Origin of the sequence: Streptomyces tagetis, assembly GCF_018069565.1 — a bacterium.
In the GTDB taxonomy this organism is placed as follows: domain Bacteria; phylum Actinomycetota; class Actinomycetes; order Streptomycetales; family Streptomycetaceae; genus Streptomyces; species Streptomyces tagetis.
The window spans coordinates 1-19329 of sequence record NZ_JAGPNL010000002.1 but is presented as its reverse complement, the minus strand read 5'-3'; the positions used below and the strand labels follow the sequence as shown (position 1 = coordinate 19329).

At 74.0% G+C, this 19329-nt stretch carries 19 protein-coding genes; 6 read left to right on the top strand and 13 right to left on the bottom strand.

Annotated features, from left to right (window positions below):
- Positions 1 to 199 precede the first annotated feature (199 nt).
- The 4 genes from J5Y05_RS08410 to J5Y05_RS08395 are packed head-to-tail and all read left to right on the top strand — an operon-like array spanning position 200 to position 3630.
- Positions 200 to 1372 carry a cytochrome P450 gene (locus J5Y05_RS08410; RefSeq protein ID WP_210869885.1) on the top strand — a complete coding sequence of 391 codons (1173 nt, stop codon included), beginning with the start codon at positions 200 to 202 and terminating at the stop codon, positions 1370 to 1372.
- Complete coding sequence (locus tag J5Y05_RS08405; RefSeq protein WP_210869883.1) at positions 1369 to 1557, top strand: ferredoxin; 189 nt, start codon at positions 1369 to 1371, stop codon at positions 1555 to 1557. Before J5Y05_RS08410 ends, J5Y05_RS08405 begins: the two co-directional genes overlap by 4 nt.
- A complete protein-coding gene (locus J5Y05_RS08400; protein WP_210869881.1) occupies positions 1554 to 2696 on the top strand; it encodes an NAD(P)/FAD-dependent oxidoreductase in 1143 nt (380 codons plus the stop codon). Before J5Y05_RS08405 ends, J5Y05_RS08400 begins: the two co-directional genes overlap by 4 nt.
- Positions 2697 to 2706: 10 nt before the next feature.
- Positions 2707 to 3630, top strand: coding sequence for a LysR family transcriptional regulator (locus tag J5Y05_RS08395; RefSeq protein ID WP_210869879.1), 924 nt, complete (start codon positions 2707 to 2709; stop codon positions 3628 to 3630).
- A 30-nt stretch (positions 3631 to 3660) separates the two neighbouring features.
- Here the strand turns inward: J5Y05_RS08395 and J5Y05_RS08390 are convergent, their stop codons facing one another.
- The 5 genes from J5Y05_RS08390 to J5Y05_RS08370 all read right to left on the bottom strand — a co-directional run bounded on the left by J5Y05_RS08390 (position 3661) and on the right by J5Y05_RS08370 (position 8437).
- The gene (locus tag J5Y05_RS08390) at positions 3661 to 4269 is read right to left on the bottom strand and encodes a TetR/AcrR family transcriptional regulator (RefSeq protein WP_210869877.1); all 609 of its coding nucleotides are present in this window, start codon (positions 4267 to 4269) and stop codon (positions 3661 to 3663) included.
- 107 nt (positions 4270 to 4376) lie between these two features.
- Positions 4377 to 5678: an FAD-dependent oxidoreductase gene (locus J5Y05_RS08385; protein WP_210869874.1), complete on the bottom strand. Its 1302-nt coding sequence runs from the start codon at positions 5676 to 5678 to the stop codon at positions 4377 to 4379.
- A gap of 31 nt (positions 5679 to 5709) precedes the next feature.
- Entirely contained in the window at positions 5710 to 6423 is a 714-nt protein-coding gene (locus J5Y05_RS08380; protein WP_210869872.1) for a maleylpyruvate isomerase family mycothiol-dependent enzyme, read from the bottom strand.
- A complete protein-coding gene (locus J5Y05_RS08375) occupies positions 6423 to 7271 on the bottom strand; it encodes a fumarylacetoacetate hydrolase family protein (protein ID WP_210869871.1) in 849 nt (282 codons plus the stop codon). The genes J5Y05_RS08380 and J5Y05_RS08375 overlap by 1 nt, the downstream gene beginning before the upstream one ends.
- The gene (locus J5Y05_RS08370) at positions 7268 to 8437 is read right to left on the bottom strand and encodes a cupin domain-containing protein (RefSeq protein WP_210869869.1); all 1170 of its coding nucleotides are present in this window, start codon (positions 8435 to 8437) and stop codon (positions 7268 to 7270) included. Before J5Y05_RS08370 ends, J5Y05_RS08375 begins: the two co-directional genes overlap by 4 nt.
- 107 nt (positions 8438 to 8544) lie before the next feature.
- On the opposite strand from J5Y05_RS08370, the gene J5Y05_RS08365 reads away from it, so the two are divergent.
- On the top strand, positions 8545 to 9321 hold the full coding sequence (locus tag J5Y05_RS08365) for an IclR family transcriptional regulator (protein WP_210869867.1): 777 nt from the start codon (positions 8545 to 8547) through the stop codon (positions 9319 to 9321).
- 254 nt (positions 9322 to 9575) lie between these two features.
- Positions 9576 to 11159 carry an MFS transporter gene (locus tag J5Y05_RS08360; protein WP_210869865.1) on the top strand — a complete coding sequence of 528 codons (1584 nt, stop codon included), beginning with the start codon at positions 9576 to 9578 and terminating at the stop codon, positions 11157 to 11159.
- A 58-nt stretch (positions 11160 to 11217) separates the two neighbouring features.
- Here J5Y05_RS08360 and J5Y05_RS08355 read toward each other — a convergent pair whose 3' ends face one another.
- The 8 genes from J5Y05_RS08355 to J5Y05_RS08320 all read right to left on the bottom strand — a co-directional run bounded on the left by J5Y05_RS08355 (position 11218) and on the right by J5Y05_RS08320 (position 19180).
- Positions 11218 to 11397: a hypothetical protein gene (locus J5Y05_RS08355; RefSeq protein ID WP_210869863.1), complete on the bottom strand. Its 180-nt coding sequence runs from the start codon at positions 11395 to 11397 to the stop codon at positions 11218 to 11220.
- Between the two features lie 44 nt (positions 11398 to 11441).
- On the bottom strand, positions 11442 to 13193 hold the full coding sequence (locus J5Y05_RS32190; RefSeq protein WP_210869861.1) for an L-lactate permease: 1752 nt from the start codon (positions 13191 to 13193) through the stop codon (positions 11442 to 11444).
- A 40-nt stretch (positions 13194 to 13233) separates the two neighbouring features.
- Positions 13234 to 14829 carry a gamma-glutamyltransferase gene (gene ggt, locus J5Y05_RS08345; protein WP_247614412.1) on the bottom strand — a complete coding sequence of 532 codons (1596 nt, stop codon included), beginning with the start codon at positions 14827 to 14829 and terminating at the stop codon, positions 13234 to 13236.
- Positions 14830 to 15014: 185 nt separating this feature from the next.
- The gene (locus J5Y05_RS08340) at positions 15015 to 15329 is read right to left on the bottom strand and encodes an FCD domain-containing protein (protein WP_247614411.1); all 315 of its coding nucleotides are present in this window, start codon (positions 15327 to 15329) and stop codon (positions 15015 to 15017) included.
- Positions 15330 to 15337: 8 nt separating this feature from the next.
- Complete coding sequence (moaA, locus tag J5Y05_RS08335) at positions 15338 to 16327, bottom strand: GTP 3',8-cyclase MoaA (protein ID WP_210869859.1); 990 nt, start codon at positions 16325 to 16327, stop codon at positions 15338 to 15340.
- Positions 16328 to 16387: 60 nt separating this feature from the next.
- Positions 16388 to 17776, bottom strand: coding sequence for an NAD(P)(+) transhydrogenase (Re/Si-specific) subunit beta (locus J5Y05_RS08330; protein WP_210869857.1), 1389 nt, complete (start codon positions 17774 to 17776; stop codon positions 16388 to 16390).
- Positions 17769 to 18086, bottom strand: a complete 318-nt coding sequence (locus tag J5Y05_RS08325; RefSeq protein WP_210869855.1) for an NAD(P) transhydrogenase subunit alpha part 2 — start codon at positions 18084 to 18086, stop codon at positions 17769 to 17771. The genes J5Y05_RS08330 and J5Y05_RS08325 overlap by 8 nt, the downstream gene beginning before the upstream one ends.
- Entirely contained in the window at positions 18086 to 19180 is a 1095-nt protein-coding gene (locus tag J5Y05_RS08320; protein ID WP_210869853.1) for a Re/Si-specific NAD(P)(+) transhydrogenase subunit alpha, read from the bottom strand. The genes J5Y05_RS08325 and J5Y05_RS08320 overlap by 1 nt, the downstream gene beginning before the upstream one ends.
- Between the last annotated feature and the right edge of the window lie 149 nt (positions 19181 to 19329).

Sequence of the window (19329 nt, the reverse complement as noted above, 5' to 3'; positions counted from 1 at the left end):
CACGTGTCCGGGATGGGGTGCGCGGCACCCTGTGGCTGCGGTCACCGTAGCCATTCGCTTTACATGTCGTCAATGAAATGAACGGAAGGAACAATGAACGAGCGCACCGTGGCGTGAGGGTGTGACATGCATGCCGTGCATGCGGAAGGATGCGCATCATTCATTTGATGAATGTGCGGTCCGCCACTTCACTGGGCGCATGACCACGCCGCCTGTCTCCGACGTCGACCTCTTCGCCGACGAGGTCGTGCTCGACCCCTATCCCGTCTACGCCAAGCTGCGGGAGCTGGGCTCCGTCGTCCGCCTCCCGCGCAACGGCGTCTACGCCCTCACCCGGTACGACGCCGTCCGCGGCGCCCTCGCCGACTGGGAGTCGTTCTCCTCCGCCTCGATCGGCTTCAACCCCGCGGTCAACGAGGCGCTCACCGGCACCTCGCTCGCCTCCGACCCCCCGGTCCACACCCGGCTGCGCGCCACCCTCACCGAGAACCTCTCGCCGCGCGCCCTGCGCGGACTCAAGGGGCGGATCGAGGCCAAGGCCGACGCGCTCGTCGCCGAGCTGGCCGCCCGGGGCTCCTTCGAGGCGATCGACGCCCTCGCCCGCGCCTTCCCGCTGGAGGTCGTCGCCGACCTGATCGGCTTCACCGGGCACGCCCGGGAGAACATGCTGCGCTGGGGACAGGCCGCCATGCAGGTCATCGGCCCGATGAACCGGCGCACCGTCGAGAGCCTGCCCATCGCGGGCGAACTGTACGGCTGGTGCTCCGAGGTCACCGCCGCCGACCTCGCCGAAGGGTCGGTGGGCCGCGCCATCTTCGACGCCGAGGCGCGCGGCGACATCCCGCCGCGGACGGCCGGCCACATCATCCACCAGTACCTCGGCGCCGGCGTCGACACCACCATGGCCGCGATCGGCAACGTCGTCGCCCTCCTCGGCGCGCACCCGGACCAGCTCGCCCTGGTCCGCGAGGACCCCGCGCTGGTGCCGGCCGCCTTCAACGAGGTGCTGCGCTACTGGGCGCCCGTCCACGCCTGGGGCCGCCGCGCCACCCGGGACGTCGTGGTCGACGGCGCCGTGGTGCCCGCGGGGGCGCAGATCGCGGTCCTGTTCGGCGCCGGCAACCGCGACCCCCGCCACTACGCGGACCCCGACTCCTTCCTCGTCGGGCGCAACCCGGCCGACCACCTCTCCTTCGGCTACGGCCCGCACGGCTGCGCGGGCCAGGGGCTCGCCCGCCTGGAGGCCCACGCGGTCATCGGGGCGCTGGCCCGGCACGTCGAACGCCTCGTCGTCGGACCCGAGGTCCGCGTCCCCGGCAACATCACCCGGAGCATCGAGCGGCTCCCCGTCCTGGAGGTGATCCCCGTATGAGGATCGTTCTCGACCGCCCCCGCTGCGAGGGCCACGGCCTGTGCGAAGAGGCCGCGCCCCGGCTCATGCACCTCGACGACGAGGGGGTCCTCGTCCTCGACCGCGAAGAGGTCGGCGAGGCCGACGCGGCGACGGCCGACGCCGCGGTCCGCGTTTGCCCGGTCGCCGCGCTGAGGCTGGTGTGAGCGGGCGCGCGCGGCGCGTGGTGGTCGTCGGCAACGGCATCGCCGGGCTCACCTCGGCCCACACGCTCCGCGAGGCCGGCTTCGACGGCGAGCTGACCGTCGTCGGCGACGAACCGCACCCGGCCTACAGCCGCCCGGCGCTGTCGAAGGCGCTCCTCGCCGACCGGGCGGACACCGCGGCGCACCACCTGCCGCCGCCCGGCCACGGGGCGACCGAACTGCGGGGCGTGCGCGCGACCGGGCTGGACACCGGCCGGCGGATCGTCACCCTCGACGACGGTACGGAGCTGCCGTACGACCGGGTCGTCCTCGCCACCGGCTCCCGGGCCCGGCGCCTGTCCGCCCTGCCCGGGGAACTCACCGTGCGCGCGCTGGACGACGCGCTGCTCCTGCGCGAGCGGCTCGCGTCCCGGCCCCCGGTCGTCGTGGTGGGCGGCGGGCCGCTCGGCATGGAGATCGCCTCGGGGTGCCGGGCCGCGGGCTGCGCGGTCACCCTCGTCTCCCAGGGGCCGCCCCTCGTCGACCGGCTCGGCGCCCACCTCTCCCGCGTCTTCGCCGCCGCCGCGCGCGAGCACGGGGTCACCCTCGTCGAGTGCGGCTCGGCGCGGCTGGAGGAGGGCGCCGGGCACACCCGGGTCGTCCTCGACGACGGCAGGGTGCTGGAGGCCCCGACGCTCGTCACCGCCGTCGGCGACGTGCCGAACACGCGGTGGCTCGCGGGCACGGGACTCGTGGCGGACTCGGGCGCGGTCCCCGTCGACGCGCGCGGCCTCGCCGCTCCCGGCATCGCGGCCGTCGGGGACCTCGCGGCCCTCCCCGCCCCGCACGGACCCGGCCGCGTCCCCCTGTGGAGCAGCGCGATCGAGCAGGCGAAGGTCGCCGCCCGAGCCCTGGTGCGCGACGACGAGGAGCCGCCGCCCCGGCTCGAACCGTACTTCTGGACGGAGCAGTTCGGGCTGAGCCTGAAGGCGGTGGGCCGGCTGCCCCGGCAGGGCGCACCGGAGTACGTCGAGGGCGGGCCCGGGGGCGGTCCGGCGCTGATGCGCTGGCCGCACCCGGACGGGAGCGCCGCGGTGGCGGCGCTCGGCCTGCGGGTGCCGGTCCCCCGCCTGCGGCGGATGAGCCGGGCCGCCTCGTAGGCTGCGGGCCATGGAACACGAGGGCGAGGGCACCACCAGTACGGGACTGGACCGGCTGGCGTCGGTCAACCTGAACCTGCTGGTGCCCCTCCTCGCGCTCCTGGAGGAGCGTTCGGTGACCCGGGCCGCCGAACGGGTCGGCCTGTCCCAGCCCGCGATGAGCCACGCGCTGGCCCGGATGCGCCGTCTGCTGGGGGACGAACTCGTCGTCCGGCAGGGCAGCGGCGTCACGCTGACGCCACGGGCGCTCCGGCTCATCGCCCCGCTGCGCAGCGCCCTGCACCAGACGGCGCACCTGGTGAACCCGCCCGGCTTCGACCCCGCGACCGACCGGCGGGTCGTCACGGTCGCCATGACCAACAGCACGGCGTTCGTCGTCGGCCCCCACCTGACGCGGCTGGTCGCCGAGCGCGCCCCGCACGCCACGCTGCGGCTGCGCACGATCACGGTACCGACCGAGGCCACCTTCACCGACCAGGGCGTCGACGTGGTGCTGGTCTCCGAGGGCCACTTCTCCCCATACCCGCGCGAGCGGCTGTACGACGACCGGTGTGTGGTGGTGGCCGGGCCGGACGCGCCCCCTCGGGCGAGCGCGCTCGACCTCCTGTCCGCTCTGCCGCACGTGGTGGTCGACACCGAGCGGCGGGTCTTCCCGTACGCGGTGCTGGAGGAGCACGACGTCCCCTACCGGGTGGGCCAGTTGGTCTCCGACTTCCTGCTGGTGCCCTTCCTGGTCGCGCGGGCGGGCGGTGTCGCGCTCCTGCGCCACCGGGTGGCCGTCACCATGGGCACCCTGGCCGACCTGCGGATCGAGGAGTTCCCCTTCCCTCTTCCCGGGCTCGGGATCGATCTGGTGTGGAACCCGCGGCTGGCCGACCGGCACTTCGCCGAGTGGCTGCGGACGCTGCTCTTCGACGCCGCCGCGCGCCTGTGACGCGGGCGGCGCCGCGCGCCGGGGCCGCCGTCAGGTCAGCAGCCGCACCCAGCTCGCGGAGAGTTCCTCCAGCATCTGCTCGCGGGTCAGCTTCCAGTCGGCGCGGTCCCAGTGCTGGGCGACGAAGTCGAGTTCGGCCATGGCGAGGACGCCCCGGAAGCGGCGCTGGTGCGGCTCGAAGCGGCCGGCGCCGGTCAGTCCGTCCTCGATGTCGCTGATGGCCTCCTCCAGCCACCGTTCCACCAGGTCGGTGAGTTCCGGGTCGATGACGGCGGCGTCGCGGCCGATGCGGATGATCGGCCGGATCGCCGGCCAGCTGTCGGCGGTGTGCCGCAGCCAGGCGGCGATCGCCTCGGGCGTGCCCTCGGCCACGGTGGCGACGAGGCTCCGGGCCGTGGAGCCGTGCTCGGGGGAGACGACGCGTTGCAGCGCCTCGTTGAGCTGCTCGTCGATGAGCGCCCTCATGAGCGCGCTGCGGGAGGGGAAGTACGCGTAGAAGGTGACGCGGGTGGTGCCGGTGGCGGTCGCGATGTCGTCGACCGTGGTGGCGGCGTAGCCCTTCGTCGTGAAGAGTTCGAGTCCGGATTCCAGCAGCAGGCGGCGGGTCATCCGCTTCTGCGCCTCACGAAGGTTCGCCATGGACGGAGATCCTAGCGCGCCGCCCCACCCGCGCCGTACACGGCGAATCCCTGCCGTACACCGCGCACGGCTCCCTTACGGTAGGTAAAGGAGCTGTGCGCCGGCGTTCACGTGGGCAGGCCGGCGGCGTCCCGCTCGTCGCCGAGGTGCGCCGAGGCGAGCGGGACCGGGGTGAACATCGGGGGTTCCTCCTCGGGGGTCAGCGCGGTCGGGCCGTAGACCCAGTCGGTGAAGGCGTAGTCGTACGGGTCCCGCTCCCGCATGATCGCGTTGCGCCGCAGCCGGTCCTCGCCGTCGAGGTGCCACAGCTCGCCCCAGGCGCGGGCGGTGGTCTGCACCCGGCGGCAGTGCTCGACCCGGACCGCCTCGTACGCCGCCACCACGGCGTCCCAGTCGGGCGCGGCGCCCTCGGGGGCGGCCTCGGCCTGCCGGGCGTGGTGCCGGGCGAGGGTCCAGCCGTCCTCGATCGCCATGATCGCGCCCTGGGCCATGTACTGGAGCGGCGGGTGGGCGGCGTCGCCGAGGAGCGCGATGCGGCCGTGCACCCAGGTCTCGACGGGGTCGCGGTCGAGCATCTGCCACCACCGGTCCCGCCACATCAGCGGGATGCCCCGGCGGACGGTGTCGCAGGTGCCCTCGAAGGCCGCGTCGAGTTCGTCGGGGGTGCCCCAGTCGTCCCGCCCGGCCAGGGCCTTGGGCGACTCGAAGACGGCGACCTGGTTGAACATCTCGCCGCCGCGCAGGGCGTACTGGACGAAGTGGCAGCGCGGGCCGACGTAGACGGTGACGTCCCGCTCGGCGACGCCGTGGTCGCGGACCCGCTCGATCGGGACGGCCGCGCGGTAGGCGACGTAGTCGGAGCTGACCACGGCGTCGCCGATCAGGTCGCGGCGGGCCACGGAGTGCAGTCCGTCGGCGGCGACGACCAGCGGCGCCTCCTGGGCGGTGCCGTCGGCCAGGCGGACCAGGGCGCCGGCGTCGGTGTTCTCGTAGCCGGTGACCGTGTGGTCGGTGAGCAGTTCGACGCCGGCGCGCTCACAGGCGCGCAGCAGGATGCCGTGCAGGTCGCTGCGGTGGATGACCAGGTACGGGAAGCCGTAGCGGCGTTCCAGGTCGGCGAGGTCGAGCCGGGTCAGTTCGCGGGCGTCGAGCGCGTCGCGCATCACCATGTTCTCGGGGACGACGCCGAGGGCGCGGGCCTCGTCGAGCAGTCCGTACTCGGCGAGGATGCGGGTGCAGTTGGGCGCGATCTGGAGGCCGGCGCCCACCTCGCCGAATTCCGGGGCGCGTTCGAGCACGCGCACGGCGAGTCCCCGGCGGGAGAGGGCGAAGGCGGCGCCGAGGCCGCCGATGCCGCCGCCGACCACGAGGACGTCGGGTTGCCCGGCGGGGCTGGGTCGAGGGGTCATGAGGGTTCCTTCGGTCGCGGGGCGGGCCGGGTCAGAGCCAGGGGCCCAGCGCGGGTGCGGGGGTGCCGTCGGCGGCGGGCGGGCCGGCGTCCCGTCCGGTGAGGTAGGCGGCGAGGGCGGGCAGCTCCGCCGTGACGAGGGCGGCCTCGCCGTCGCCGGGCAGCTCCCAGCCCGCCCCGCCGGACGGCAGGCCGAGGGCCACGGCGGGGCCGCCGGGGGCGGCGGACCGCTTGGCCACGACGTCGTCGCACAGGGCGGCGAGGAAGTCGTCCGGCAGGTCGGCGAAGGAGACGCCGCTCGCCAGGTCGACGGCGTGCACGCACACCTCGCGGGCGCGCATCCAGGGCACCTCCGTGGCGGGCACGGTACGGCCCTGCGCGGTGACGACCGGGGTCCGCCACTGCTCCTCGCCGAGCGCGTCCATCCCCGCCTCCAGCGCCCCGGCGCTCTCGCGCAGCCACGCGGTGAGGCCGTCGGCGGGCAGGGCGCGGCCCCGCGCGATGCCGGCGGCGCGTTCCTCGGGCGAGGCGTACATCGGGGTCGGTTCCCCGGTGGCGGCCCAGTGGACCAGGCGGGACAGCGCCTCGGCGTTGGCGGCGACGTGGGCCGCCACGTGGGCGCGGCTCCAGCCGGGCAGGGTGCTGGGCCCGGCGTAGGCGGTGTCGTCGAGGCCGCCGGCGGCCCGGAGCACCAGGCCGGTGCCGAGCGCGGTCCAGCGGCGGGCGTCGTCGAAGGTGCGGGCCATCAGGCGGACTTCTCCGCCACGACCCGGTTCTCCAGGCGGCCGATGCCCTCGATCTCGGTGACGACCAGTTCGCCGCCGGTCAGGTAGCGGGCCGGGGTGCGGGCGTGGCCGACGCCGCCGGGGGTGCCGGTGGCGATGAGGTCACCGGGGTTGAGGCGGGTGACGGTGGAGACGTACTCGACCAGGTCGACGGGGTCGAAGAGCAGGTCGCCGGTGGTGTCGGACTGCATGACCTCGCCGTCGACGGTGAGGCGGACGTCGAGGGCGGGGCGGACGCCGCCGGGCAGTTCGTCGGGGGTGACGAGGTAGGGGCCGACGGGGGTGGAGGAGTCCCACATCTTGCCCTGGAGCCATTCGCGGGTACGGAACTGCCAGTCGCGGCAGGTGATGTCGTTGAGGACGGTGAAGCCGGCGATGGCCCGCTCGGCCTCCTCGCCCCGGGCGCGGCGCACCGGCCGGCCGACGACGACCGCCAGTTCGACCTCCCAGTCGAAGGCGTCGGTCTCCTCCGGGCGCTGGATGTCGTCGCCGGCGCCGATCAGCGAGTCGGCGAACTTGGCGAAGAGGGTGGGGTGTTCGGGCAGGTCCCGGCCCATCTCCTGGATGTGGTTGCGGTAGTTGAGGCCGACGCAGACCACCTTCGACGGGCTCGGGACCACGGGCGCGAAGTCGGCTCCGGTCACGGGGTACGTACGCGCGTCCCCGGCGGTGACCGCCGCCGCGTGCTCGGCCCAGTCCTCGCGGGCCAGGAGCGCGCCCAGGTCGGGGGCGCCGAGGTCGACCAGGAGGTCGCCGTCGAGGCGGACGGCGCGGGTGGTGCCGCCGGTGCGGAGGGTGGCGAGCTTCATCGGGTGGTTCCTTCCACGTGGGTGCGGTGCAGCCGCAGGGCTTCGAAGATCGGGGCGTCGCCGAACCGGAACAGGTCCAGGGCGCCGGAGTCGGAGTCGTCGGCGCCGGCCTCGGAGCGCACGGACAGCGGCTGCCAGGACGGGACGACGAACAGGTCGCCGCGCGTCACGGACCAGGAGGTCTCGCCGACGGTGACGGTGCCGGAGCCGTCGAAGACCTGGTAGACGGACGAGCCGGTCTCGCGCACCGGGGCGGTCTCGGTGCCGCGGGCGACGCGGTGCACCTCGGCCCGGATGGTGGGCAGCACGTCGGCGCCGGTGGCCGGGTCGGTGAAGCGGACGGCGGCGTGGCCGGGCTCCACGGTGCCGCCGTGGCCCTCCGCCTCCAGGGCGAGCTGGTCGGTGAGGGCGCGGTCGGTGTGCTCCCAGCGGTAGGCGAGCAGCGGCGAGCCGGGGCCGGTGGCGCCCTGGGAGACCGGGCGCAGCCCGGGGTGGCCCCAGAGGCGTTCGGAGCGGGAGCGGTCGGGGGTGGTGCGCTCGTCGTCGCCGAGTTCGTCGCGGCCGAACTCGAAGAACTGGGCCTCAGAGGCGTACTGGAACGGGATGTCCAGGCCGTCGATCCAGGCCATGGGCTCGGCGGTGGCGTTGTGGTGGGCGTGCCAGTTCCAGCCGGCCTGGGGCAGGAAGTCGCCGCGCCGCATGGCCACCGGGTCGCGTCCGACGACGGTCCACACGCCCTCGCCCTCGACGACGAAGCGGAAGGCGTGCTGGGTGTGGCGGTGCTCGGGGGCGTCCTCGCCGGGCATGAGGTACTGGATCGCCGCCCACAGGGTCGGGGTGGCGAACGGCCGGCCGCCGAGGGAGGGGTTGGCCAGGGCGATGGCGCGGCGTTCGCCGCCGCGGCCGACGGGGACGAGGTCGCCGGCGCGGGCCGCCAGTTCCCGCAGCCGCTGCCAGCGCCACAGGTGCGGCAGGGCGCGCGAGCGCGGGTGGGCGGGCATCAGGTCGCCGATCTCGGTCCACAGCGGGACGAGGAGTTCCTGTTCGAAGCCCCGGTACAGCTCTTCGAGCGCCGGGGTGACCTCGGGTTGCCCCTGCGCGGAGACGGCCTGGAGCCGGACCGGGGAACCCGTGCCGATGTCGTGGGCGAGGGAGGTGTCAGTCACGGTCCCAGCGTGGGCCGTATCCTCAGGAAGAACACGAGGATTCTGGAGTGCAGAATCCTCGGCCGCCGGGGGAGCGCCCGAGGGGGCCGTTCCGGGAGGGTCGCGCCATGGACAAACCGCTCAAGACGCCGCCGCCGTACCCGATCGCCAGCGTGGACCACGCGCTGCGCGCGGCGACCATCCTCCAGATGGAGGGCGGGGCGACCGTCTCGCAGCTCGCCGAGCGGCTGGGCGTGGCCCGCTCGACCGCGCACCGGGTGCTGGCGATGCTCGTCTACCGGGACTTCGCCGTACAGGGCGAGGACCGCGTGTACCGGGCGGGGCCGGTGCTGGAGCTGGCCGCGCACTCCCAGTCCCTGGTGTCCCGGCTGCGGGCGGCGGCCCTGCCGCATCTGCACCGGGTCGTGGACCTGCTGGACGAGACCACGAGCCTGCTCGTGCGCACCGGGGACACGGCCAGGTTCATCGCCAGCGTCGAGTGCCGGCAGACGCTGCGGGTCGGTTCCCGGGAGGGGATGGTGTTCCCGGCCCACCGCACGACGGCGGGGCTGCTGCTGCTCGCCGACCTCTCGGACGAGCAACTGGAGGAGGTCTACGCCGAGGACCGCTACCGCGACCGTCCGGCGGACCGGCCGGATCTGGCCAGGCTGCGGACGGAGCTGAGGCGGCTGCGCCGCAACGGGTTCGCCGTCAACCGGGAACGTTCCGAACGCGGTCTGGTGGCCGTCGGTGTCCCGGTGCGCGACACGGACGGCGCCGCGCTGGCCGGGCTCTCGCTGTCGATGCCGAGCGTGCGCTACGACCCGCACCGGCTCCAGTCCCTGGTCACGGCCCTGGACACCGCGGCCCAGGCCCTGGAGAGGGACCTCGCCGAGCAGGGGTGAGGCCCGGCGGCGCGAGCATGTGCGCGACTTCACGCGACATCAGGTGACTTCCCAGTCGCCGACCTTACACACACGGCACTCCCCTTAGTTTGCGCACACATCATTGACGTGGCGTAAAGCGAGTGTCATTCTCCACGGCATCGCACCGGCAGCGTCGTGCCCTCTCCCCCACCGCGTACGCAGAGCCGAGCCCTTCCACGCTCTCGACGCTCCCGCCCGCGGGACGCCGTCCTTCCCAGCCAGGGAGAACAGCCATGACACTCGACAACGGGACGACGACGTCCCCGGCCCCCGCGAAGAGGACCGCCCGGATGCCGGGCTACGCGGGGACGCTGGCCGCCGCCTGCGGCGCGGTCTTCGTGGCCCAGGTCGCCAACGCGCTGCCCGCCTCGCTCAACGGGCTCTTCCAGCGCGACCTTCAGACCCACGGCTCCCAGCTCACCTGGATCACCGCCGCCTTCATGATCTCGGTGGTCTGCTTCGAGTTCACCTTCGGCGTCCTCGGCGACCTCTTCGGCCGCCGCCGGCTGATCGCCTCCGGTACGGTGCTGGTCGCCGCGGGCAGCTCGGTGGCGGCCCTCGCCCCCACCGTCCAGGTGCTGTGGATCGGCGCCGCCCTCAACGGACTCGGCGCCGGCGCCATGTTCCCCGGCTCGCTCACCGCGATCACCTCCGTCACGCGCACCGCGCGGGAACGGGCGCACGCGGTGGCCCTGTGGAGCGGCTTCCTGTCCGCCGGAGCCGCCGTCTCCCCGCTGCTCGGCGGCGCGTTCGCCAAGGTCGGGTCGTGGCGGGGCTCCTTCTGGGTCCTCGTGGCACTCGCCCTGGCCAGCGTGGTCCTCACCCTGACGCTGGCCACGGAGTCACGGGCGCCCGGGGGCCGCAGACTCGACGTGGCCGGCCAGATCACCTTCGCCCTCGGCCTCGTCCTCGTCCTCTACGGCGCCGTCGAGGGCCCCGAGTCGGGCTGGACCACCCTCCCCGTCCTCCTCGCCTTCGGCCTCGGCGCCTGCTTCCTCGCCGGCTTCGTCGTGGTCGAACTGGGCGCCCCCTCCCCGATCTTCGACCTGAGCCTCTTCCGCAACCGGGCCTTCACCGTCTCGTCCGTGGTCGCGGTCATCGGCATGCTCGCCTTCCTCGGCGCCTGCTTCGCGACGAGCATGTGGCTCGGGCCCGTGCAGCACCAGGACCCGCTGCGCGTCGCGATCCCCTTCCTGCTCCTCCAGGGCCCCGCCTTCCTGCTCATCCCGGTGGTCTCCCGGCTCCTCCACCGGGTGGCCGCCTCCGTGCTGCTGACCTCGGGCTTCGTCCTGATGGCGATCGGCTGCCTGCTCTGCACCCGGCTGGACGTCACCGACCCCGGACTCGGCGCCTTCATGGCCCCGGCCCTGCTGATCGGCATCGGTTTCGCGCTGACGGTCAGTTCGGTGACGGCCGTGGCGCTGAACAGCGTGCCGCCGCAGCTCGCGGGGATGGCCAGCGCCACCACCAACATGCTGCGCGATCTCGGCTTCGTGCTCGGTCCGGTCGTCGTCGGCGCGGTCGCCCTGAGCAACGCGGGCTCGGCCTTCGCGGCGAAGCTGTCCGGCGCCGGCCTGCCCGTCGACCAGATGGCGGCGGCACGCCGGATCGCCGAGGCCGGAGGGCCCATCGCCGTGAACGGCCTGCCGCCCGGCGCCCCGGGCTCCGCCGCCCGGGGTCTCGCCCTGGACGCCCTGGGCAGCGGCTTCGGCACCGCGTTCCTGGTGTGCGGCGTGGCCGCCGCGGTCGCCGCCGCCCTGACCGCGTTCGGCATGGCCGGCACCTCCCCCACCCGGCGAACCGGCACCGACGCCTGACGGGGCCCGACACCTGACCGGCCCCGACACCTGACCCGGCCGCCCGCGCCCGGCCCGGTCAGGAACGTCGGCGGGACGTGAAGCGCAGGAGGGGCGGGGTCATCATGCTCGTCGTGAAGACGGCGAGGCCGAGGAGGGAGAGCGGCGGCATGGCGTGGGTGCCGCCGATGTAGAGGAGCGGGAGGGCGAGGGCCGCCGCCAGGGTCGACCACGCCTGGGTGCGTGCGGTGGGGTTCAATGCGTCTCTCCATTTTGTGGGTCGTGGGCGGGCGCGGCGGGGCGCTACCCGAGCAGGAAGAACGGCAGCCCGACGAGGGCGGTCATCACCAGGGTCAACGGCAGGGTCCGCCGCAGGACTTGCCCCTCCTGGCCGGAGATCCCGGCGGTGGTGGTGCCGAGCAGGATCTTGCTCGGGGAGATCATCGTGCCCAGCGCGCCGCCGGTCGTCTGGGCGCTGAGGACCTGGGCGGTGCTGAGCCCGGCCGCCTGGGCGGTGGTCTGCTGGAAGGCGCCGAAGAGCAGGTTGCTCGACAGGTTGGAGCCGGTGATGAAGGTGCCGAAGACCCCGACATACGGGCCGAGGAGCAGATAGATCCCGCTGGTCCAGGCGGCCACCTTGGCCGCCAGGACGTCGGCCTGGCCCGAGCCCTGCATCACCGAGGCCATCGCCACGAGGGTCACCACGGCGATGGTCGGCCCGATCGCCTTCTCCACCGTGCCGCTCAGGATGGAGCGGTACGCCCGCCGCCGCAGGTGTCCCGCCCTGCGGTAGAGGACGTAACTGATCACGGCGGTGACGAGCAGCAGCGTCCCCGCGTGGGTCAGCAGCGCCAGCGTCGACGTCGACGCCGGGGTGGTGAAGCCGAGCCCGGTGGTGACGGCGGGGAAGTCCACGTCGACGGTGGGCCTGCCGAGCACGCTCTTCAGCGGTCCGATCAGCAGCACCACCCCGGTCACCACCAGCAGGGTGGAGTACGGCAGGAAGGCGCTGTTCAGCGACATCGCGGCGGCGGGTACGGGGGCCCCGGCGGGCGGGACGGCCACGGGGGTGGGGCCGCCGGACGGGGTGCCGGGCGCGGGGGCGGAGGCGGGGGCGGTCCGGTCCGGCGTGGGCTCCCTCGCCGGGGCGGGCCGGTCCGGGGCGGGCTCTCCGGCCGGGGCGGGCTCTCCGGCGGGGGTCGGCGCCGTGGTGGTGGGGGTGCCGGGCGCGAAGACCGGGCTGTCCGTCACCCGGGAGGGGCGGCGGTAGCGGGGCAGGCGCGCGAGGGCGGCGACCACCAGCAGGCCGACGAGGCCGGCGGCGAAGCCGTTCAGCGTGTCGTCCCACTGCGACAGGGCGAGGGTCACCCCGCCGTGCGCGAGCGAGATCACCAGGACCGCGGGCAGCCCCTCCCACACGCCGCGCAGCCGTCCGTAGAGCCAGCAGATGGTCAGACCGCCCGCCAGGTTCACCATCCACAGCAGCAGGGAGGTCTGGACGGCGGTCGTGGCGTACTCCCCCGGCGACAGGTCGGTGACCTGCTTCATGCCGATCCAGGCGGCGGAGAGGGTGCCGAAGGTGTTGTTCCAGGCGTGCCCCACCAGGGCGATGACCACCGCGTGCAGCGGCCGGACCCCGATGCCCACGAGCAGCGGGGCGCACACCGCGATGGGCACGCCGAAGCCGGTGATGCCCTGGAGGAAGGAGGCGAAGACCCAGCCGATCGCCATCACCTGGAGCAGCGGATGGGCGAAGAGCCGCGTCATCCCGCGCTGGAAGGGGACGAAGGCGTCCGCCTCCTTGGCGACCTCGTAGATGAGGATCGCCGAGACGATGATGTACACGATGGTGACGGCCTCGACGACCCCCTTGACCGTCTCCAGCCCGACGGCCTCCATGCGCAGGTGGAAGACGGTGAGCGCGATCAGCGAGGCGACCAGCCACCCCACCGAACCGGCCTCCGCCGCTCCCCAGCCCCGGCCGATCATCAGGAAGAGCAGCAGGGCGAGCGGCGCCAGCGAGGCGGCCCAGAGCCAGATGCTCGCGTTGTCCATTCTCGGGAACTCCTCTCGTCCGGCCGTACGGGGGCAGGCGTCACCAGCCGAGGGCGAGACCGTCGCCCCGGGGGTCGGCACCGCCCATCAGCACGTCGTCGGTGACCCGGATGGCCTGGGCGTGCCCCATCACCCCGTCCCAGCTCGGCACTTCGCGCACCGGGTGGCCCCGGGTGCGGAGCCGGTCCAGCGTCTCGGCGGGGAAGCGGTCCTCCATCCGCAGGTCGCGGCGCTCGTCGCCCCAGGTGCGGCCGTAGAGCCAGCGCGGCGCGTCGATGGCCGACTGGACGTCACGGCCGAAGTCGACGACCCGGGTGACCAGGGCGTTGGAGGTCTGGGGCTGGCCTTCGCCGCCCATCGTGCCGTAGACGAGGTCGAGTTCGTCGCCGCGGAAGAGCATGCCCGGCATGAGGGTGTGGAAGGTGCGCTTGCCGGGTTCGAGGCGGTTCGGGTGCGCCTCGTCGAGGGAGAAGAACGAGCCGCGGTTGTGCAGGAGTACGCCCGTCTCGCCGGCGATGAAGCCCGAGCCGAACTCGTGGTAGAGGCTCTGGATCACGGAGGCCGCGTTGCCGGCCGAGTCCACGACGACGCTGCACGTGGTGTCGCCGCCCATGCGCGCCGAGGGGACCGCGGGCGCCGGGTCGGCCGAGATGCGCCGGCTCAGGTCGGCCGCGTGCTCCTTGGAGAGCAGTTCGCCGAGCGGGATGTCGTGGAAGGCGGGGTCGGTGAGGTGGCGGTCGCGGTCGGCGAAGGCCAGGCGGGTAGCCTCCACCAGCAGGTGGACGTAGTCGGGGCTGTCGTCCGTCATCCCGCTCAGGTCGAAGTTCTCCAGGATGTTGAGGGCGATCAGGTGCGCGAACCCCTGGGAGTTGGGCGGGTGCTGGTAGCAGCGGTAGCCCCGGTACGTGGTGGAGATCGGCTCGGTCCACTCGGAGCGGTGGGCGGCCAGGTCCTCCGCGGTGAGCAGCCCGCCCGCCTCGCGCAGGCTCGTGGCGATCTCCTCGGCGACCGCGCCCTCGTAGAAACCGGCGCGGCCCTGGTCGGCGACGGTCTGGAGGGTGTCCGCCAGCCGGGGCAGGGCGAGGACGTCGGCCATGAGCGGCGCCCGGTCCCCCGGGAGCAGGGTGCTGCGGGTGAGCGGGTGGGCGCTCAGCACCTCCGCGACCTCGGCGGCGCAGGTGGCGTAGCTGTCGCACACGGCGAAGCCCTCGCGGGCGTAGGTGATGGCCGAGCGCAGGAGCCGGGAGAGCGGCAGACTGCCGAAACGTTCATGCGCGGCGCACCAACTGTCCACGGCGCCGGGCACCGTCACCGAGGCGAGCGGACCGCGGACGGGGATCGCGTCGTGGCCGCGCCGGCGGAAGTACCCGCGGCTCGCCTGGGCGCCGGACCGGCCGCTGCCGTTGAGCGCGTGGACGCGGCCGGTGGAGGCGTCGTGGATGAGCCAGAACGCGTCCCCTCCGGGGCCGGTCATGTGCGGATAGACCACGCCGAGCGTGGCGTTGATGGCGATCGCGGCGTCGACCGCCGTGCCGCCCTCCTGGAGGACCTGGAGTCCGGCCGCGGAGGCGAGGTAGTGCGGTGTGCTGACCATCCCGTTGCGCGCCAGGGCCACCGGGCGGGTAGTGCGCGTCATGCCGGCTCCTTCGAGTCAGTCTTCGCGTCAGGTCATGCCGGGGGAAATTGCATACGTTATGGAGTAGGCAGTATTCTGTGGGGGTGACGTTGCCCTGTCCAGGGGTCGTGCCGACGTTTGTGGTGCGCGGCCCTCCTGCTCGGTGCGCGCGCTCCCCCGGGGTCCTGCCCGCAGCCGGGGCCCGCTCAACTCGCCCCCGGTGCCCGTCGGTCACGGTTGGCGGCGGTGGCGGAGTCGGCGTGACGGCGCATCGACTCGCCCGCCCGCTCCGCCTCCCCCTCCGCGACGGCCTCGATGATCTCGGCGTGCTCGGCCCACGCGTCCGCGCCCCGCAGCCGGGCGACGGGCGCGTGGTACCAGCGCACCCGGCGGTCCACCAGGGCGATCAGACGGGCCAGGACGTCGTTCCCGGCCGGCGCCGCGACGGCGCCGTGCAGCGCCGAGTCGGCCGCCACCAGCCGCCCGGCGTCCCGCCGGGTCAGCCCCCCGCCCCGGGCCAACCCCCGGGCTAACCCCCGATGGCGGACATCGGCCGGGCGGGCTGGAGGAAGGCCGGGTCGTCCAGGCCGGAGCCCGCCTTCTTGCCGGCCATCGCCGTCCGCCAGAGCCCGGCGATCTCCTCGTCCGGCGCCCCGGAACGCAGCGCGGTGCGCAGGTCGGTCTCCTCGCGGGCGAAGAGGCAGGAGCGCACCTGCCCGTCCGCGGTGAGCCGGGTGCGGTCGCAGGTCCGGCAGAAGGGCCGGGTCACCGAGGCGATCACGCCGACGGTGGCCGGACCGCCGTCGACCCACCACCGCTCGGCGGGGGCCGATCCCCGCACCCCCTCGTCCTGCGGGGTGAGGGCGAAGGACCCGGCGAGCCGCTCCAGGATCTCGGCCGCGGTCACCATCCGCTCGCGCTGCCACCCGTGCTGGGCGTCGAGCGGCATCTGCTCGATGAAGCGCAGGTGGTAGCCGTGCCGGAGGGCCCAGTCGAGCAGTTCGGGCGCCTCGTCGTCGTTGAGGCCCCGCATCAGCACGGAGTTGACCTTCACCGGTTCCAGTCCGGCGTCGCGGGCGGCGGCCAGTCCGGCCAGCACGTCCCGGTGCCGGTCGCGGCGGGTGAGCCGGGCGAACCGGTCCGGGCGCAGGGTGTCCAGCGAGACGTTGACCCGGTCGAGTCCGGCGTCGCGCAGCGCGGGCGCGGTCCGGGTCAGCCCGATCCCGTTGGTGGTGAGCGAGAGCCGGGGGCGCGGGGCGAGCGCGGCGCAGCGGGCGACGATGCCGGGCAGCCCGGGGCGCAGCAGCGGTTCGCCGCCGGTGAAGCGTACGTCGGTGACGCCGAGGCGGGTCACCGCGATCCGTACCAGGCGCACGGTCTCGTCGTCGGTGAGCTGTTCGCTCCGGGGCTGCCAGGCCAGGCCCTCGGCGGGCATGCAGTAAGTGCAGCGCAGGTTGCAGCGGTCGGTCAGCGAGACCCGCAGATCGGTGGCGATCCGGCCGTGGGTGTCGGTCAGCATGGGTACCGCCTTCCTCGGGTGGCGCGCGGAGCGGCCGGCGCGGGGTCGGCCGCTCCCCGGTCACAGGGCCTTCAGCTCCTCGGTGATCTCGGCGACGGAGGACTTCGCGTCGCCGAAGAGCATCGACGTACGGGCGTCGAAGTACAGCTCGTTCTCGATGCCGGCGAAGCCGGGGCTCATACCGCGCTTGAGCACGATGACCGACTTGGCGTGGTCGACGTTGAGGATCGGCATGCCGTAGATCGGTGAACCGGGGTCGGTCCGGGCGGCCGGGTTGGTGACGTCGTTGGCGCCGATCACCAGGGCCACGTCCGTGCGGCCGAACTCGCCGTTGATGTCGTCCATTTCCCTGAGCTGCTCGTAGGGCACGTCGGCCTCGGCCAGCAGGACGTTCATGTGGCCGGGCATGCGTCCGGCGACGGGGTGGATGGCGTGCTTGACCTCCACGCCGCGCGCCTCCAGCAGACCGGCCATCTCGCGGACGGCGTGCTGGGCCTGGGCGACGGCCATGCCGTAGCCGGGGACGACGACGACCTGGGCGGCGTAGGCCATCTGGATCGCCGCGTCGGCGGCGCTGGTCCGGCGCACCGTCTGGTCGGCCGGGCCGGCGCCGGGTCCCGCGGCGGAGGCGGTGCCGCCGAAGCCGCCGGCGACGATGGCCGGGATCGACCGGTTCATCGCCTTGGCCATCAGGTCGGTCAGGATGGTGCCGGAGGCACCGACGAGCATGCCGGCGACGATCATCGCCGTGTTGTCCAGGGCGAGTCCGGTGGCGGCGGCCGACAGTCCGGTGAAGGCGTTGAGCAGCGAGATCACGACGGGCATGTCGGCGCCGCCGATGGGCAGCACCACCGTCACGCCGAGCACGGCCGAGGCGGCGAGGATGCCGAGGAAGAGCGCCGGGGAGGCGTGGCCGAGGCCGATGGCGACGGCGCAGGCCACCGCGGCGAGCAACAGCACGAGGTTGAGGGGCTGTTGGGCACGGCCCAGGCCGATGGGCCGGCCCGGCAGGATCTCCTGGAGCTTGCCGAAGGCGATCAGCGACCCCCAGAAGGAGAGGGAGCCGACGATGGCGGCGAACAGGGAGGTGACGGCGACGTGGGCGGCCTGGTGGGCGTAGCCGTCGCTGCCGCGGAACTCGACCCAGGAGATGAGGGCGACGGCGCCGCCGCCGACCCCGTTGAAGAGGGCGACCATCTGCGGCATGGCGGTCATCCTGATCCGCCGGGCGGCGGGGACGCCGATCACCGTGCCGACGACCAGGCCGAGCACGATCAGCGGCCAGTTGCCGGTGCCGGGGGTGAGCAGGGCGGCCACGGCGGCGATCACCATGCCGGCCGCGGCGGTGAGGTTGCCGCGTACGGCGGTCCGCGGGCCGGTCAGGCCCATGAGGCCGTGGATGAAGAGGGCGAACGCGACGATGTAGAGGATCGTGATGAGGTCATCCACGGCCGGTGGTCTCCTTTCCGGTTCCGGTGGCGCCCGGCTTCCTCTTGAACATGCCGAGCATCCGGTCGGTGACGAGGAATCCGCCGACGACGTTGATCGTGCCGAAGACGATGGCGACGACCAGCAGCACCCGGTCGACGGTGCCTCCCGCGGACCGGCCGAGCAGGATCAGGCCGCCGAGCAGCACGATGCCGTGGATGGCGTTGGTGCCGGACATGAGCGGGGTGTGCAGGGTGTTGGGCACTTTGGAGATCACGGCGAAGCCGATGAACCCCGCCAGCACCAGGATCGCCAGGTTGGCCAGGAACATCATCGGGCCTCCGTGAGCTGGTCACTGTGGTGGGTCACGCAGCAGGCGGCGAGGATCTCGTCGGAGAGGTCCGGGGCGAACTCGCCGTCCTTCAGCATGAGTTCGAGCAGCGCCTGGACATTGCGGGCGTACAGCTCGCTGGCGTGCTCGGGGAGGGTCGCGGGCAGGTCGAGCGGGGCCGCGACGGTGACGTCGTGCCGGACCACCCTCTCGCCGGGGCGGGTGAGTTCGCAGTTGCCGCCCGTCTCGCCGGCGAGGTCGACGACGACGCTGCCGGGGCGCATTCGGCGGACGGCCTCGGCGGTGACGAGTGTCGGCGCGGGGCGGCCGGGGACCAGCGCGGTGGTGATCACCACGTCGAAGCCGCTGATCGCGTCGGTCAGCCGGCGCTGCTGCTCCGCCTGTTCCTCCTCGGAGAGGGCGCGGGCGTAGCCGCCCTCTCCGGAGGCGCTGACGCCGAGGTCGAGCCACTGGGCGCCGAGGGAGCGGACCTGTTCGGCGACCTCGGGGCGGACGTCGAAGCCGGTGGTGCGGGCGCCGAGCCGCTTGGCGGTGGCGAGCGCCTGGAGTCCGGCGACGCCCACGCCGAGCACCAGGACGGTGGCCGGTTTCACCGTGCCGGCGGCCGTGGTGAGCATCGGGAAGAAGCGGGTGGAGCAGTCGGCGGCCAGCAGGACGGCCCGGTAGCCGGCGACATTGGCCTGGGAGGAGAGCGCGTCCATGGACTGGGCGCGGGAGATGCGGGGCACGGACTCCATGGCGAAGCCGGTCGCGCCGGCCAGCCGCAGCCGTTCGGCGACCTCCGGCCGGGTCAGCGGGGCCAGGAAGCCGATCACGGTGGAGGCGGGACCGAGCAGCCCGGTCTCCTCGGGGGTCGGCGGGTTCACCTTGACCACGACGTCGGCCGCCCACGGGTCGCCGATGGCGGCTCCGGCACGCGCGTACGCGTCGTCGGGGATCAGCGCCCCGGCACCGGCCCCGGCCTCGACCACGACGCCGAGGCCCGCGGCCCGCAGCCGTTCGACGACTTTGGGTACGAGGGCGACCCGGCGTTCGCCGGCCGCGGTCTCCCGGGGCACTCCGATCAGTGTCATGTTCCTCTTCCCGGATGTGAGGGGGCGGGTCGCCCGCCCGGCGGCACGGCGCGGTCCGGGGCGGACCGGGGCGCGGCGGGCGGACGCGGGGTCTGGACGGGGACGGCGGGACCGGTGCCGCGCGCGGTGGCGGCACCGGCGGTACGGGG

Coding starts and splice junctions, on each gene's coding strand:
- J5Y05_RS08395 (WP_210869879.1), top strand. CDS start 2,707: ATGGAACACGAGGGCGAGGGCACCACCAGTACGGGACTGGACCGGCTG.
- J5Y05_RS08410 (WP_210869885.1), top strand. CDS start 200: ATGACCACGCCGCCTGTCTCCGACGTCGACCTCTTCGCCGACGAGGTC.
- J5Y05_RS08375 (WP_210869871.1), bottom strand. CDS start 7,271: ATGAAGCTCGCCACCCTCCGCACCGGCGGCACCACCCGCGCCGTCCGC.
- J5Y05_RS08380 (WP_210869872.1), bottom strand. CDS start 6,423: ATGGCCCGCACCTTCGACGACGCCCGCCGCTGGACCGCGCTCGGCACC.
- J5Y05_RS08365 (WP_210869867.1), top strand. CDS start 8,545: ATGGACAAACCGCTCAAGACGCCGCCGCCGTACCCGATCGCCAGCGTG.
- J5Y05_RS08320 (WP_210869853.1), bottom strand. CDS start 19,180: ATGACACTGATCGGAGTGCCCCGGGAGACCGCGGCCGGCGAACGCCGG.
- ggt (WP_247614412.1), bottom strand. CDS start 14,829: ATGACGCGCACTACCCGCCCGGTGGCCCTGGCGCGCAACGGGATGGTC.
- J5Y05_RS08390 (WP_210869877.1), bottom strand. CDS start 4,269: ATGGCGAACCTTCGTGAGGCGCAGAAGCGGATGACCCGCCGCCTGCTG.
- moaA (WP_210869859.1), bottom strand. CDS start 16,327: ATGCTGACCGACACCCACGGCCGGATCGCCACCGATCTGCGGGTCTCG.
- J5Y05_RS32190 (WP_210869861.1), bottom strand. CDS start 13,193: ATGGACAACGCGAGCATCTGGCTCTGGGCCGCCTCGCTGGCGCCGCTC.
- J5Y05_RS08405 (WP_210869883.1), top strand. CDS start 1,369: ATGAGGATCGTTCTCGACCGCCCCCGCTGCGAGGGCCACGGCCTGTGC.
- J5Y05_RS08360 (WP_210869865.1), top strand. CDS start 9,576: ATGACACTCGACAACGGGACGACGACGTCCCCGGCCCCCGCGAAGAGG.
- J5Y05_RS08325 (WP_210869855.1), bottom strand. CDS start 18,086: ATGTTCCTGGCCAACCTGGCGATCCTGGTGCTGGCGGGGTTCATCGGC.
- J5Y05_RS08385 (WP_210869874.1), bottom strand. CDS start 5,678: ATGACCCCTCGACCCAGCCCCGCCGGGCAACCCGACGTCCTCGTGGTC.